Source organism: Nocardioides sp. InS609-2, from assembly GCF_023208195.1.
Lineage (GTDB): Bacteria > Actinomycetota > Actinomycetes > Propionibacteriales > Nocardioidaceae > Nocardioides.
Window position 1 is genome coordinate 4,305,117 of record NZ_CP060034.1, and the last position, 15,715, is coordinate 4,320,831.

General features: G+C 68.3%; 10 protein-coding genes and 1 other RNA gene. 6 read left to right on the forward strand and 5 right to left on the reverse strand.

Going from position 1 to position 15,715, the window contains the following annotated elements:
- Positions 1–22 precede the first annotated feature (22 nt).
- From H4Q84_RS22045 to H4Q84_RS22055, 3 genes are all read left to right on the forward strand, one after another.
- On the forward strand, positions 23–1,471 hold the full coding sequence (locus tag H4Q84_RS22045) for an RNB domain-containing ribonuclease (RefSeq protein WP_248581200.1): 1,449 nt from the start codon (positions 23–25) through the stop codon (positions 1,469–1,471).
- Between the two features lie 291 nt (positions 1,472–1,762).
- A complete protein-coding gene (locus tag H4Q84_RS22050) occupies positions 1,763–2,659 on the forward strand; it encodes a ferritin-like domain-containing protein (RefSeq protein WP_248581201.1) in 897 nt (298 codons plus the stop codon).
- A gap of 146 nt (positions 2,660–2,805) precedes the next feature.
- Positions 2,806–4,125, forward strand: a complete 1,320-nt coding sequence (locus tag H4Q84_RS22055; RefSeq protein WP_248581202.1) for an Nramp family divalent metal transporter — start codon at positions 2,806–2,808, stop codon at positions 4,123–4,125.
- Here the strand turns inward: H4Q84_RS22055 and H4Q84_RS22060 are convergent.
- From H4Q84_RS22060 to H4Q84_RS22075, 4 genes are all read right to left on the reverse strand, one after another.
- Complete coding sequence (locus H4Q84_RS22060) at positions 4,085–6,604, reverse strand: AMP-binding protein (RefSeq protein WP_248581203.1); 2,520 nt, start codon at positions 6,602–6,604, stop codon at positions 4,085–4,087. The two genes, H4Q84_RS22055 and H4Q84_RS22060, sit on opposite strands and share 41 nt — an antisense overlap.
- Positions 6,601–7,638 (reverse strand): ABC transporter ATP-binding protein, encoded by a 1,038-nt coding sequence (locus H4Q84_RS22065; RefSeq protein ID WP_248581204.1) that lies wholly within the window; start codon positions 7,636–7,638, stop codon positions 6,601–6,603. The genes H4Q84_RS22060 and H4Q84_RS22065 overlap by 4 nt, the downstream gene beginning before the upstream one ends.
- Positions 7,635–9,101 carry an iron ABC transporter permease gene (locus tag H4Q84_RS22070; protein ID WP_248581205.1) on the reverse strand — a complete coding sequence of 489 codons (1,467 nt, stop codon included), beginning with the start codon at positions 9,099–9,101 and terminating at the stop codon, positions 7,635–7,637. Before H4Q84_RS22070 ends, H4Q84_RS22065 begins: the two co-directional genes overlap by 4 nt.
- A gap of 110 nt (positions 9,102–9,211) precedes the next feature.
- Positions 9,212–10,222, reverse strand: a complete 1,011-nt coding sequence (locus tag H4Q84_RS22075) for an iron ABC transporter substrate-binding protein (protein ID WP_248581206.1) — start codon at positions 10,220–10,222, stop codon at positions 9,212–9,214.
- Between the two features lie 1,073 nt (positions 10,223–11,295).
- Between H4Q84_RS22075 and H4Q84_RS22080 the strand changes: the two genes are divergently transcribed.
- Positions 11,296–12,714 carry an IS1380 family transposase gene (locus H4Q84_RS22080; protein ID WP_248583584.1) on the forward strand — a complete coding sequence of 473 codons (1,419 nt, stop codon included), beginning with the start codon at positions 11,296–11,298 and terminating at the stop codon, positions 12,712–12,714.
- A 720-nt stretch (positions 12,715–13,434) separates the two neighbouring features.
- On the forward strand, positions 13,435–14,520 hold the full coding sequence (gene mraY / locus H4Q84_RS22085) for a phospho-N-acetylmuramoyl-pentapeptide-transferase (RefSeq protein WP_248581207.1): 1,086 nt from the start codon (positions 13,435–13,437) through the stop codon (positions 14,518–14,520).
- 302 nt (positions 14,521–14,822) lie between these two features.
- Here the strand turns inward: mraY and rnpB are convergent.
- Positions 14,823–15,213: RNase P RNA component class A (gene rnpB / locus H4Q84_RS22090), an RNA gene on the reverse strand.
- A 284-nt stretch (positions 15,214–15,497) separates the two neighbouring features.
- Between rnpB and H4Q84_RS22095 the strand changes: the two genes are divergently transcribed.
- Positions 15,498–15,695 carry a hypothetical protein gene (locus H4Q84_RS22095; protein WP_248581208.1) on the forward strand — a complete coding sequence of 66 codons (198 nt, stop codon included), beginning with the start codon at positions 15,498–15,500 and terminating at the stop codon, positions 15,693–15,695.
- The last annotated feature ends 20 nt before the right edge of the window (positions 15,696–15,715 follow it).

The following is a 15,715-nucleotide window of genomic DNA, read 5'->3' on the forward strand; positions in this document are numbered from 1 at the left end:
GGGCAAGGCTAAGGTGCTGGGCATGTCGAGCAACCGCGTGGTGAGCGTCCGGACGACCGATGACGGCGTGGGGGCCCAGGAGATGCGCGACGGGATCGCCGCCATCCAGGCCGAGATGAAGCTGCCGACGGAGTTCCCGGCCGACGTCGAGAAGGCCGCTGCCGAGGCTGCCGCCGACCCGCGCCTGCCCGAGCTCGACCGGACCGACCTCGAGTTCGTGACCATCGACCCGCCATCGTCGATGGACCTGGACCAGGCGCTGCACCTCGAGCGCGACGGCGACGGCTACGTCGTGCACTACGCGATCGCCGACCTGGCGGCGTTCATCACGCCCGGCGACGCGGTCGACGTGGAGGCCAACCACCGCGGCGAGACGCTCTACGGTGCCGACTCGAAGATTCCTCTGCACCCGAAGTCCATCTCCGAGGATGCCGGCTCGCTGCTGCCCGACCAGGTGCGTCCCGCCCTCCTGTGGACGATCAAGGTCGACTCCACGGGCGAGGGCACCGACGTGGGGGTTGAGCGGGCGCTGGTGAGGTCGCGCGCGAAGCTCGACTACGCCGGCGTGCAGAAGCAGATCGATGACGGCACGGCCGACGAGGTGTTCGTGCTGCTCAAGGAGGTCGGTGAGCTGCGGCTGGCGCGCGAAGCGGCCCGCGGCGGGGTGTCCCTGCCGCTGCGCGAGCAGGAGATCGTCATCGACGACGACCAGTGGCGGCTGGAGTTCCGCGACCTGCTGCCGGTCGAGAGCTGGAACGCCCAGATCTCGCTCCTCACCGGCTTCGCCGCCGCGTCGCTGATGGTCTACGCCCGGGTCGGACTGCTGCGCACGCTGCCGCCGGCCGACCCGCGGGACATCCAGCGCCTGCACCGCACGGCCCGGGCGCTGCACATCGAGTGGCCGTCCGAGCAGCCCTACCCCGACTTCATCCGCTCGCTGAACCCCAACGAGCCGTCGCACGCCGCCATGATCGTTTCCTGCACGCGGCTGCTGCGCGGGAGCGGGTACGTCGGCTTCAACGGCGAGCTGCCAGAGCAGCCCCTGCACGCCGCGCTGGCGTCGGAGTACGCCCACGTCACCGCGCCGCTGCGCCGTCTCGTCGACCGCTACGCCGGCGAGATCTGCCTGGCGCTGTGTGCCGGCGACGAGGTGCCGGGCTGGGTGCTCGCGAAGCTCGGCGAGCTGCCAGACACGATGCGCGACTCCGGCAGGCGGGCCAACCAGTACGAGAACGCGATCATCAACCTTGCCGAGGCGCACGTCCTCGCCGACCGGGTGGGTGAGACGTTCAACGCCGTGGTCATCGAGCTCGACGAGAAGGACGACAGCCACGGCGACGTGACCGTCCAGGACCCCGCCATCGAGGCGCCCGTCAACGGCGCCGGCCGGTTGCCGCTGGGGGAGGACGTGCAGGTCACGCTCGCCAGGGCCGACGTACACACGCGTTCGGTGGCGTTCACGCTCTCCTGAGCCGAGCTCCGGTCTCAGTCGTGCACCGGTGCACAAATAATCAACCAAATCACACTAGATTCATTTGGATGAAGCAAATCCGGATGCTCGCCTGTTACGAATGACTTCTGACACACCCGCCGGATGGTGCACGCAGTCCCGCTGACTAGGAGCGGAGCCCATCCGGCTCGGCCGACAGGCTCCGCCTGTTCGTCGGCTCGCCAGACACCAATCGTCCGGCGGGTTCCGAGAAGGTGCACGCAACGCATATGCGAAGGAGTCACAATGTTCGGAAAGACTGTTGTACGAGACATGATCAGCCGTAGTGCCGAGAACGAGACCGACCGCCGACTGTTCCTGAAGTCGGCGGGCGTCGCGGGTCTCGGTGTCGTCGGTGCTGGTGCCCTCACCGGCATGGGCACCGTCGCTGCCGAGGCTGCTCCGGTCAGCGACGGGGCGATTCTCAACTTCGCCCTGAACCTGGAGTACCTCGAGGCGGAGTTCTATCAGTACGCCGCCTACGGCGTCGGCCTCAGGGACAAGCTCACCACGGGCAAGGGCAAGCGCGGAGGCGTGACCGGTGGCCGCCAGGTCCCGTTCAAGACCCCCGCCATCGCCAACTATGCCCGTGAGATCGCCGCGGACGAGCTCGACCACGTCGCGTTCCTGCGTAAGGCACTCGGCGGTGCCAAGGTTTCTCGTCCGGCGATCGACATCCAGGGCAGCTTCACCGCCGCCGCCACCGCTGCTGGGCTGATCAAGCCCGGCCAGACGTTCGACCCGTACGCCAACGAGAACAACTTCCTCCTGGCCGCGTTCATCTTCGAGGACGTCGGTGTCACGGCCTACAAGGGCGCTGCCCCGCTAATCCAGAACAAGACCTACCTGGGGGCGGCGGCCGGCATCCTGGCGGTCGAGGCTTACCACGCCGCCATCATCCGCACGGCGCTGTACGGCAAGGGTCTGCAGACCGCTGCGGAAGCGATCTCGGATGCTCGTGACAGCCTCGACGGCAAGAGGAACCTCGACCAGGGCATTGGCGGTACGTCGTACTCCAACCTGGTGCCGACGGACAAGAACGGCATTGCGTTCAGCCGTACGCCGGCTCGGGTGCTCAACATTGTGTACCTGAACCCGAAGAGGACCAGGAGGGGCGGCTTCTTCCCCAAGGGCGTCAACGGTGCCATCAACACCAGTGGCGGCAGCTGAGCCACGGACCATGGCGGTCGAACCGGTTCCTGGTTCGACCGCTCCGGTCTGAAGTTACGCCTCGTGCGGGGGACCGACTGCGGTCGGTCCCCCGCACGGAAGCCACGTAGGATCCACTGAACACATCCATCCCCATCGGAGACGCGATGTTCCAGACCCGCCGCTATGCACCCAGTCCGCGCCGCCACGGTGCCGCTGTGCCCATTGCGCCCGAGCTCCTGACATCGTCGCTGACCGACCGCGAGGCCGACTTACCCCCGTCTCCCGGCCCGCGCCGTACCCGTCAGTTGTGGCCCCTGCTCGGCCCCGCCTTCGTCACCGCGATCGCGTACGTCGACCCCGGCAACTTCGCGACCAACATCACCGCCGGCTCCACCTACGGCTACCTGCTGGTCTGGGTGATCATCGTCAGCAACCTGATGGCGATGCTGATCCAGTACCTCTCCGCCAAGGCCGGTGTGGCCACCGGCAAGAGCCTGCCGGCGCTGTGCCGGGACAACCTGCCACGCCCGATGGTGCGCGGACTGTGGGTCCAGGCCGAGCTGGTCGCCATCGCGACCGACCTGGCCGAGGTCGTCGGTGGCGCCCTCGCCCTCAAACTGCTGTTCGACCTACCGCTGCTGGTCGGCGGCACCATCACGGCCGTCGTGGCGTTCGCGCTGCTCGGCCTCAAGTCCCGCGGACATCGGCCCTTCGAAGCGGTGATCACAGGTCTGCTGGGCGTGATCCTGATGGGCTTCGTCTACGACATCGCCATCAGCGGTGTCGACTCGATGGCCGTCCTGGACGGCACGATGCCGCGCTTCGCCGGCACCGACAGCATCCTGATCGCCGCCGGCATGCTCGGCGCGACGGTCATGCCGCATGCGATCTACCTGCACGGTGCGCTGACGAGCGAGCGATTCCGCCCTCGCACCGAGCCCGAGCGCCGTACGGTCATGCGCAGCCAGCGCATCGACGTCGTCGCCGCCATGAGCATCGCCGGCCTGATGAACCTCTCGCTCCTCCTTATCGCCGCCTCGGCACTCTCGGGCCAGAACATCGACTCGATCGAGGGCGCCTACGCCGGCCTCAACACCAACCTCGGCCCGGCCTCTGGTCTGCTGTTCGCCCTCGGCCTGCTGGCGTCGGGCTTCGCCTCCTCGAGCGTCGGCACGCTGTCGGGCCAGATCGTGATGGAGGGCTTCCTGCGTCGCCGGATCCCGCTGACCGTACGACGCCTGGTCACGCTGCTCCCGGCGCTGATCATCATCGGTGTCGGCGTCGACCCGACGCGCGCGCTGGTGCTCTCGCAGGTGGTGCTGTCGTTCGGCATCCCGTTCGCGCTGGTCCCGCTGATCTGGTTCACGCGCCGCAGCGACCTGATGGGCTCGCTCGTCAACCGCCGCACCACCACCATCGCTGGTGCGATCGTCGCGGCGATGATCATCGCGCTGAACGCCGTGCTGCTCGTGCAGCTGGCATGAGGGGCCGCAGCCGGTCGTAGGCCCAGGTGGCGGCGATGCCGACCACCAGCGAAGCGGCGACCGCCAGCACCGGATGACCCGCGGCCTCGAGTCCCGGGTACACCTGCCAGTGCGTGAGGTAGATCCACAGCGATGCTCCCGCCAGCAGGCCGACCGCGTCCGACACCAACCTGGGGAGTACGACGCCGCCACGGTGCATCAGGAGCAGAATCCCGGTCGCCACCAGTACCTCACGGCCAAGGTCGCCGAAGAAACCGACCGTCGCGACGATCGTCACGACGGCGACCGTCGCCCGCTGGGCAACGGTGCGTGCCTCGGCCACCGCCCAGCCGAGTGCGAGGCACCACAGCACAGTCAGGGTGCTGTAGCGCTGCAGCGGTCCGGCATGCACCCCCGAGTCGACCAGGCGCACAGTCAGGGCGACCGCGACGACGGCGAGCGCCGTACGGAAGCGATGGCGGTGCTGCCAGTGCGCCAGCCAGGGCACGGTCAGCAGGGCCGCGAGGCCGAGCGTGCTCCAGACGAGCGTCTCGAGGAACCAGAACTGCCAATCGGGACTCCAGGTGCGCTCACCGGTGAGACCGTTGAGAAAGACCGCCGTCGCCGGCCGGTAGTCGCGCGTGACGAGGACGCAGGCGCCGATCCAGAGACCGGCGGGCACGGCGACCGCACGCGCGGTCGCAAGCAGGTTGCGCACCCGCTGGTGGCGATCGGGATCGGCCAGCGCGAAGCGGGACAGGTTGAAGCCGGCGACCGCGAGCAGTACGTGCGCGCCACCTGGAACGAGGACCAGATCGGTGTGGGTGATGACGACCAGGGTGATGGCCAGCGCCCGCAGCAGGGCGGGCATCTCGACCACGGCCGTGAACCGGCGGCGTGGGCGCGCGGCGTCGGCCAGGTCTGTGAGGGAGCGGTGCTGCCAGTCGGCCGGCAGGGTGCCGAGCTCGTTTCCCAGCCGCGTGGACACCTCGACGAACGACAATGAGTCACCACCGAGTGACACGAAGCTGTCAGACACGGCTGCGTCGGGCTGACCCAGGACGACGGCGAACATCGCACGCAGCGATTCGGCGGTCGTCCCGGTCGAGGTCGCGACGGCAGGTGCGCCGAGCTCGGTGGCCGAGCGCGCAAGGTGCGTCAGGGTGATGAAGTCGGGCTTGCCCGACGCCGTCATCGGTACGCCGACCACGCGATGCACGCGTACGGCGCCGGCGGGGATGCCGGCTGCCGCAGCCAGCCGGCGGCGTACGTCGGCATCGATGCGGGGGCGGGTGACGAACGCGTGCACCGCGTCGTCGACGGTGACCAGCCGGGCTAGGCCGTCGAGCTGCCGCTCGAGGCGGTCGAGGTCGAGCCGGACTCCGAAGACCTTCGCGTGCCGGCCGAGCCGGCCGGTGACCTCCCACAGTCCGTCGTCGTGCTGACGGGCCAGGTCGCCCGTGCGCAGGTCGGTGAGCTCGGCACCCCTGGCCAGGTCGGCGGCGGACTCGGCGTAGCCCATCATCACGTTGGGCCCGGTGTAGACGAGCTCGGCGTCGGCCAGGCCGAGCACGGGCTCGAGGCGAAAGCTGCCGCCGGGTACGGGCACACCGATGCAGCCCGAGCGGGCGACCGCGAGGTCGGGCGGCAGGTAGGCCATCCGGGCGGTGGCCTCGGTCTGGCCGTACATCACGAAGAGGTCCCAGCCCTGGCGGCGGCCGAGCGTGGCGAACTCCTCGACCCGCTCCGGCGACATCCGGCCGCCGGCCTGCGTGACGTAGCGCAGGCTCGGGAGCTCACGGTCGGCGAAGCCGCTCGCCGTGAGCAGGTCGAAGGTGTACGGCACTCCGGCGAAGCTCGACACCCCCGCTCTTGACGCAAGATCCCAGAAGCAGGCGTCGGACACCGACAGGTCGGTCAGCACCACCGCGGCGCCGTGGAGGAGGTGGCTCGTGAGGACCGAGAGCCCGTAGCAGTAGTGAAGAGGCAGCGACGTGATCGCGCGGTCGTCGGGCCGGAGGCCGAGGTAGTCGCCGATGCTGCGTGCGTTGGCGAGCACGTTGTCCCGCGAGAGGCGCACGAGCTTCGGCGAGCCGGTCGAGCCGGACGTCGACAGCAGCAGGGCCAGGTCGGGGTGGAGATCGTGCGGCGCGCCGTCGCCGGGAGGGGTGACCAGGCCGCTGGCTGTCGCCCGCGTTGCGGGGGCATAGCGCTCGCACAGCTCGGCGTCTCGACCGTCAGCCCCTTCTCCGACCAGCAGCACCGGATGGTGGCCGGCCAGCGCGGCCAGGAACGTCACGACGGTGCGGACGTCGTTGGCCGCCTCGAGCATGACGAGGCGGCGGGTGCTCCCGAGGTCGGTGGATACCTCTTCCACAGCCTGGCGGAGCTCGGCGTACGTCATCTCGCCCGACGCCGTGATCAGCGCCGTGTCGCCGGGGCGGCCGCCGAGCAGGAAGTGGTCGACGTCCGGCTGGATGGGGAGGCGGACGGCTGTCATGACGCTGCCCCCGAGAACGCCAGCACGTCACCCACGACCCTCAGGTCGACCCGGTCGCCGGGGGTCGGGATCGCGTCGGCGGACGTACGCGCCGTGATGCGTTCGCCGGACGTCAGTCGGACCCGGATCGTTGCGTCGTGGCCGAAGAAGCTGACGTCCTCGACCTCGCCGACGGCGCCGCCGTTGGCGGGCGTTGGCTGCACCTGCTCGGCCCGCAGCGCGAGCCGGACGCGTCCTGGTGTGACCTGGCCACGAACCTGCACCGAGCCGAGGGCGCACGTGGCGTGACCGTCGGCCCCGAGCGTGCCGTCGATGAGGGTGGCATGGCCGACAAACGCGGCCACTCCGGCGTCTTCGGGGGAGAGGTAGACGTCGGCCGGCGTGCCGATCTGCACGAACGCCCCGTCGGCCATCACGGCGACCTGGTCGGCCAGTGACAACGCCTCACCCTGGTCGTGGGTGACCAGCACACCCGCCGCACCGCTGGCGCGGACCGCGCGCACGACGGCCCGGCCGGTCTCCTCGCGCAACCCTGCGTCGAGTGAGGCGAACGGCTCGTCGAGCAGCACCAGCGTCGGCCTCGGTGCGAGCGCGCGGGCCAGCGCGACGCGTTGCTGCTGACCCCCCGACAGCTCGTGCGGGTAGCGCTGGGCGAGCTCACGGGGCAGCTCGACGAGCTCGAGCATCTCGGCCAGCCGCGCCGGTCGGACGGGATCGCGGCGGGGCAGCCCGAAGGTGATGTTGTCCGCCACCGAGAGGTGCGGGAAGAGGGCCCCTTCCTGCGGCACGTAGCCGATGCCACGGTGCCGCGGCGCCACCGGTCGGCCCCGCCCGGCGACGACCTTGCCGCCGATCGCGACCGTGCCCGAGTCGGGGGAGTGGAAGCCCGCGATCACGCGCAGCAGCGTGGTCTTGCCACATCCCGACGACCCGAGCATCGCGGTGACGCCGCCGGCGACGTCGAGGTCGACGCCGCGGAGCACCGGCTGGGCGGCGTACGACGCGGTCAGTCCGGTCACGTGCAGCGCGGTCATCGACGACCTCCGACGGTGATGCGGCTCAGCAGCCAGGTGGCCGGGATGGACAGCACGATCAGCGCCAATGCGTACGGCGCGGCCGCGCCGTACGCCACGGACGACGCGTCGGACCAGAACTTCGTGGAGAGCGTTGAGGTGCCGATCGGCGAGAGCAGCAGGGTCGCGGTGAGCTCGGTCGACACGGCCAGCGCCACCAGAGCGACCGAGGCGCCGAGTCCGGGCAGGATCACCGGCAGGGTGACGCGTGCGGCGGCGCGGGGGCCGCTGCACCCGAGCGACCGGGCGACGTCCTCCAGGACGGGTGGGGCCAGCTCCAGGCTCGAGCGCACGCTCACGACCGCACGCGGGAGGAAGAGGATGGCGTACCCGAGGACCAGCAACGGCAGGGTCTGGTAGAGGAACGGCACACCGCGGATCGACACCGTGACGAGCGCGAGGGCCACGACGATGCCCGGCATCGCACCGGTCGTGTAGGTGCTGCGCTCGACGAGCGTGCCCAGCCACCCCGGGTGGCGTACGGCCAGCCACGCGACCGGCAGGGCAGCGAGGGTGGCGAGCAGCCCGCCGGCCACGGCCAGGCCCACGGTGGTCGACGCAGCTTCGACCAGCTCGCCGACGTCGAGTGCCGTCGACGACCCACGCACCAGCCAGCGGGCCAGGCTCACCAGCGGCACGGCCAGGGCGAGCAACGCGAGCGCCGAGAGCGTCGCGAACACCCACGTCGCATGACGGCCAAGGGCGATCGGCTGCAGGGTGCGGGCGGTGCCCGAGCCGACGCGCCAGTGCCGCCGCCGGCCGCGTACCAGCAGCTCGAGTGCCAGCAGCGCCAGGCAGAACAGCACGAGTACGCCGGCAAGCAGGGTCGCGGCCGGCCCGTTGAAAGCGGTGCCGTACTGCTCGAGGATCGCCGTGGTCAGGGTCGGGTAGTTGAGCAGCTGCAGGGCGCCGTACTCGGCCAGGAGGTGCAGGCCGACGAGCAGCGCGCCACCCAGCACAGCCGGGCTGATGGTCGGGAGCACGACGCCCACGAAGCGGCGTACGGCGCCGTGCCCGAGCGCCGCGGCGACGTCCTCGAGACCCGGGTCGAGCCGGCGCAGCGCCGCCACGGTCGGCAGGTAGACGAGCGGGTAGTAGGACAGGCTGACGACCACCACGGCGCCGCCGAAGCTCTGCACCGCATGCGTGGTGGAGACCCAGCCGTAGCCGTTGACGAATGCCGGGATGGCGAGCGGTGCGCAGAGGATGCCGTGCCACCAGCCTCGCCCGGGTACGTCGGTGCGCTCGACCAGCCAGGCACCGCCGACGCCGAGCAGGGCACTGACGACGACACCAGCGACGAGGAGCCGGGAGGTGTTCCAGAGCAGCTCGCCGATGCGCGGCCGCACCAGGAACTCGATGGCAGCAGACCAGCCCAGCTCGGCGGTCGAGAAGACGACGTAGCCGAGCGGGAGCAGGCTCACGGCCGCGACTAGAGACCCCGCGACGAACAGGGCTGCCGGTGCCGGTGTGGCTCGTGTGCGCCCGGGAGGGCGGGGCCCGTCGGGGGCCCGTTCCGGCGCGAGCGGCGCGGTCAGAGGAACCCGACCTCGGTCATCATGTCGACGACCCGATCGCTGTCGAGGTCGGAGACGTTGACTGCCGGCGGCGCCAGCTCGCTGAACGGCTTGACGGGCTCGGGCAGCGACACGGCCGGATTGAGCGGGTACTCCAGCGCATAGCTGTCGGCGAGGCCCTGCTGCCCGGTCTCGCTGACCAGGAACTCGACGAACTTCTGCGCATCCGACTGCTTGTCGCTCGAGGCGAGTACGCCGGCGCCGGAGACGCTGACGAACGCGCCGGGGTCCTGGTTGCCGAAGAAGTACAGGGCGCTGTCGTCGCTGACGTCGCCGGACTCCGCTTGGTCGCGGTCCCAGTAGTAGTGGTAGATGATCCCGACCTCGGACTCGCCGGAGTTGACCGACTCGAGCACCACGTTGTTGCCGTCGTACACCGTGCCGTTGGCCTTGATGCCCTCGAGCCAGGCCCGGGTCGCGTCCTCACCCTCGAGCTCCAGGATCGCGGCGACGATCGCCTGGAAGTCGGCGCCGGTCGGCGAGAGCGAGATGCGGCCGGCCCACTCGGGGTCGGCGAGATCCATGATCGACCCCGGCAGCTCCGACTCCCCGACCAGGTCGGTGTTGTAGGCGAGCACCGTCGAGCGGGCCACGAAGCCGGTCCACAGGCCGCTGGTGGGGCGGTACTGCGCGGGGATCGGGGCGACCAGGTCGGCCGGCAGCTTCGAGAACATGCCCTCGGACTCGACCCGCGACATGGCGGGGGAGTTCTCGGTGAGGAACACGTCGGCCGGCGACTTGTCGCCCTCTTGGACCAGCTGCGCGGCCAGTTCGAGGTCCTTGCCGTTTCGCAGCTCGACGTCGATGCCGGTCTCCTCGGTGAACGCCGGCGCGAGTTCTTCGATCAGCTGCTCGTGCTGGGCGTTGTAGACCACGATCGAGGGTCCGCCGAGGCCACAACCGGACAGCAGACCACCGGTCATCGCGAGGGTCAGACCGAGGCAGGACAAGGAGAGCGCGCGCAACATGGGGACCTTCAGCGTCGACGACTAGTTAGGAATGCCTAACCATACTGGATCCGCTGCCAAGCGATGCGCGCCTCCGGCGAAGGGGCTCTGGATGGGTATCTTGCGACGGATGACCGGGCCTCACAGCGAGGGTCGCGACGTGCGACTGTGAGCGGGCGCAAGCACCCAAGCCAAGCCTGCGCGTGGAGACCGCGACTGGGAGTAGAAGGCGATTACGCCCAGTTGTCCGGTCGTCGCGACGCCGGGCAACGGCCCAGCGACCCAGACCCTGTCGAGGGACCGTTGGGCCGGGGAGTTTTCCGTTCGTGGTGGAGGCGAATGGGCTGCCTGTAGGCCGGCGTCGCGAAGCTCTGCGCCTACCGGGAGAAGGACCTCAACTTCGTCGGCGCACTAATCGACGCGGGCCTCGTCAATCCGCACGAGATCGCCCGGCGACTACCGACCGTTGAGGACCGACACCGGCCCGCGATAGATCGTGCGCTGATCTGGTTGGTGTCGCGTACCTCGCGCTGACTCGGATCGGGCCACAGCGTGGCTGGCCGGTCGCGCTGCATTCCGGCTCCCTTCTGTTGTCAAACGGTGGCTTCGAGAGTCCTGGGGAGTTCGGTCTTCCGGGACGTCGATGCCGGGCGTAGCGTTGGGTCCGCGGGTCCGGGAAGTGGCTGATCCGAAGTGTCGATGTGCGGGGGAAGGTCGACCGCGCTGGATTCTTGAGACGCCCCGTGGTGCCCTCCCGGGCCCGCGCCTTCCCCTCGTTGGGCGTCGTCGAGCAGCCGGCGGTAGACCCGGTCGGAGATCCTGCGCTTGAGGCACCTCATCGCCTCCATTGGTTTCTTGCCCTCGGCTCGCTTGCGTCGGTAGTAGACGCGGCCTTCGGTATCGAGGCGGACCGAAATCTTCCACGAAAGAGACACAGACAGCGTTGACTACATCGTCATCACCGTCGCGAAGACATCGATCAACGAAGGCTAGCCCGGATCATTCACGGGTCGGCGGCTTGATCGGCGCGTAGAAACACAGAAGTGCCTGCCCAGCAGGGGAAACTTGGTCTTGCGACGGAACAAGTTCTCCAACTGGAAGGCACTCTGCAGGTGAAGCGTAGTTCGTGGTCGAGGGGTCTGTCAGTAACTGGGGGCGGTGTCGGCGTGGTGGCCCACGCGGGAAGCGTCGGGCTGCGTCTCGTAGGTGATCGGACCGGGCTGACTGGACAGCTCTCGAAGGCCCTGGCACGACGTTCGTTCACCCCTGCCCATGACCGCGGCCGGGTCCTGGTCGATGTCGCGGTGATGATCGCCGACGGCGGTGAAGCGATCGCTGACATCGAGGTCCTGCGCCACCAGGAACCCGTGCTCGGTGCGGTGGCCTCGCAGGCCACGGTCTGGCGGGCTTTGGATGAGATCAGCCCCGGGCAGGTCAAGAAAATCGCCGTGGCCAGAGCCAGGACACGGCGCCACGTCTGGGCACTCATGAACGCCTCACCCGAAGGGTTCCCTGCCTCGAAGGTCGCCGGCACCGACCTCGGTGAGGTGGTCGTGCTCGATGTCGATGCCACGGTCGTGATCACCCACTCCGAGAAAGAGTTGGCATCGGCGACGTTCAAGCGGACGTTCGGGTACCACCCGATCGGGGTGTGGTGCGACAACACAGGCGAGTTCCTCGCCGCCACGTTGCGGACCGGGAAGGCGGGGTCGAACACCGCGACCGATCACATCGAAGTCCTCACCGCGGCAATCGCCCAGGTCCCCGCCGCACAACGCAAGAACCTGCTGATCCGCAGCGATGGCGCGGGTGCCTCCCACAAGCTCCTGGCCTGGCTCACCGAACAAGGCCGCGTGCGGGGACGTCGCTTGGAGTACAGCGTCGGCTACGCAGTCACCGAGAAGATCCGCGAAGCCATCAAGGTCGTCCCCAAGCACGTGTGGACACCCGCGTCCGATGCTGATGGTGGGGTCCGCGAAGGTGGTGACGTCGCCGAGCTCACCGACCTCCTTGACCTGACGGCATGGCCGCCCGGGATGCGGCTCATCGTGCGCCGCGAACGACCCCACCCCGGTGCGCAGCTGTCGCTGTTCGAAGAAGCCGACGGGTGGCGCTACCAAGTGATCGCGACCAACACCACCACCGGACAGCTGGCGTTCCTCGAAGCCCGTCACCGTGCTCACGCCCGCGTCGAGGACCGGATCCGGATCGCCAAGGACACCGGCCTGGGCAGATTCCCCTCACGTGAGTTCGCGATCAACCAGGCCTGGCTGACAGCGACCATGATCGCTGCCGACCTCACCGCCTGGACCAGACTTCTGGCCTTCACCGGCGAGGCTGCTGTGCTCGCCGGCTGTGAGCCGAAAGCGTTGCGCTACCGACTCCTGCACGCACCAGCACGCCTGGTCCACACCGGGCGCCGGCGACAACTCCGGATCCCCGACACCTGGCCCTGGGCGGCAGCGATCGTCGCGACATTCGCCAACATCGCAGCGATCCCACCACCAGCCTGAACATCCCCGCCCACCCACAACCCGAGGACCCGGAGAACCGCACCCGACAGCGACAGTCGGCCTACAGGTCAACCCCGGAACCAGCCCAGGCAACGCACACGTCGTCAACCTCGACGCGCAGCCGTCCGACTACCTCCATGAAAGACCGGGGCTAGTGCGCGGTCTACGACCTCAAGTCGCCCGTCGAGAAAGGTGCTCACTGTCAACCTCAAGAGGTCACTCATGAGCAGGTGCAGGATGAGTTCATCGTTGTCGGAGAGGTGCTCGGCCACGAGGTCACGGGTTTGGGACTCTGCTCTCGTCAGTTCATCGACGAAGCCGCCACGCGAAATGATGGGCGGCATGCCGCCTTTTGCCCTGGGAGATCGCTCATCGGCATGAGCGAGGGGATCGCGGCATGTCCGGATGGCCGCAACGCACGCTATCTGCGGTAGTTGAGCGCACTGTTTGCGGCAGATCAGCGCGTTCCTGGGCGATACTGCGACAGCTGTGCTGGTTCGGTCCGAATGTCCGCGAGGTCGTGTAACTGGCCCCGATGAAAGCGAGATCTTCGAGTCGGCTGGGGGTGGGAACGGCGGGCAGGCGGCAATGCTCGTCCTCCCGGGGGCGGTTACGCGCGCGGTTCAACGAGCCTGGGACGCTCGTGCAGCACAATGTGCGCGGGCGGCCCTACTGCCCGCGGCGATCGACCATCCAGAAGGCTGAGAGAGGTTCAATTACATGCGGGCAATCCTGCTTAGCAGCGGGCTGGCGATTATCTGCTCCCTGCTCGGGACCCGACTAGCCATTGGATGGTTCACGAGACACGGCTTCGGCCAGCCGATCAGGGACGACGGCCCGATGACACACCACGTCAAACGGGGCACGCCGACTATGGGCGGGCTGGTGATCCTGTTGAGCGCCACGGTGGCCTACCTCGTGGCCACGATGCTGACCGGCGGGCTGCCCAGCGCCAGCGCCTGGCTCCTCCTTATCCCGTTCTTTGGCTGCGGAGTCGTCGGGTTCCTCGACGACTTCATCAAGGTCTACACCCAGAACAACCGGGGGTTGACCAGCCGCGGAAAGATGGCCGGACAGACGGTGGTCGCCTTCGGATTCGGGCTCCTGGCGACGCAATTCTTCGCCGATGAACGAGGCGTCAGGCCCGCATCGCAGTACATCTCCACCACTCACGACTGGGGGATCAAGCTGCCCCTGGTCGTGGTCCTGCTAGTGATCTGGTTCATCGTGACGGCGACCTCCAATGGTGCCAACCTCGCGGACGGCGCCGACGGCCTGCTTGCCGGCACCTCAGCCATGATCTTCGGCGCGTACACGATCGTGAACTTCTGGCAGAACAGCCAGCAATGCGGATCCCTCAAGCCCACAATGGTGGAGTCCCAGTGCTACCAAACGCGAGACCCCCTCGACCTCGCGGTCTTCGCAGCAGCCATAGCCATGGCCTGCATCGGCTTCCTCTGGTGGAACGCCAAACCAGCCCGGATCATCATGGGCGACGTCGGCTCGCTCGCCATCGGAGGCGCTCTGGCCGGTCTAGCGATCATGTCCAGGACCGAACTCCTCATGGCCGTCATCGCGGGACTGCTCGTGCTTGAGACATTGTCCGTGCTCCTGCAGATGAGCTACTTCAAACTCACCAGGCGCATCACGGGCACCGGGCGCCGCATCTTCCGAATCGCACCCATCCACCATCACTTCGAACACCTGGGATGGGACGAGGTCACCGTGGTCATCCGCTTCTGGATCATCGCCGGTCTGTGCGTTGCGGCCGGCCTCGGGATCTTCTACGCCGATTGGCTCAGCTGACCTCTGTAAGTTCCGCCCGCGCCAACCAATTGAACGTCCGCAACTCGGCAGATCCGGTAGACGGCGTACGCCCACACTGTCCTTCCGACAGGGACACACCCAGTGAGGCATGTCGAGCACGCGAGCGCCGACCTGCAGGGATAGGCCGGGAAGGCTTGCCGCAGGTCGAGGAGATCCTCGCGTTTGGCTACGAGGACATCCGCTTCAGGTCGGTCATGCGAAGCGGCTTTTGAAAATTCTGTGCACAGTGTGTGCACAGCGGGACGCCTGAAATGCGTTTCCGCAGGTCAGATGGGGTGTGGCGAATGGGCTGGCCTGTAGGCCGGGTTCTGTACGACGCCCGAAGGCGCCATGGCGACCATCCATCTACGACGACCGTTGCCGGCCGCCTCCAGCGATCTACCCGCGTACTCGGGCGGGCCGCCCTCGAACGCACACGCGCTTCCGTTGTTGCGGAAGCTTCTTGATCTTGCCCCAGGTGGGGTTTGCCTAGCCGCTCCGGTTGCCCGGGGCGCTGGTGGTCTCTTGCACCGCCGTTTCACCCTTACCGCTCCCCGTGAGGAGCGGCGGTCTGTTTTCTGTGGCACTTTCCCGCGGGTTGCCCCGGGTGGGTGTTACCCACCACCTTGCCCTGTGGAGCCCGGACCTTCCTCGGTCTCCCCGTGAGGAGAACGCGGTCGCCCGGCCAGCCCATTCGCGTGGCCACCCTAGCGGTCGCCACGGGCGTGCTCGCACTGGTGTCGGTCAAAAGCTCCTACGCCTTCGTTGCTGCGCAATCCCCTCAATCAGCGACTTCTCCGGCGAGGTCAGGGGTCAAGCTGTCATCATGGTGGTTGATCACCTGTATTGAGGATGCGTGTATCTGCTGGAGGTGTAGGTAGTTGACCCGACACCGGGCGACTGCTTCTCTTTGCCACAGTTGCCGTGGCCGTCCTCTGGAGTCACGGCTCAGATGTTCGACCTCAAGGAGAAACACAATGACCATATCTCGCACTCGGGCCCTCACCGGGGCAGCCGCCGCGGCGGCGCTCGCCGTCATGACGACCTTCGGTGTCGGCGGCGTGATCGCTGCGTCTGCTGCGCAGCCCTCCGCCGAGAAGAGCGGCATTGAAAAGGCCGGCATCGAAAAGGCCGGCATCGAAAAGCGCGGCATCGAAAAGCGCGGCATCGAGTAGAACGGCCAGCCGCCAGAGCA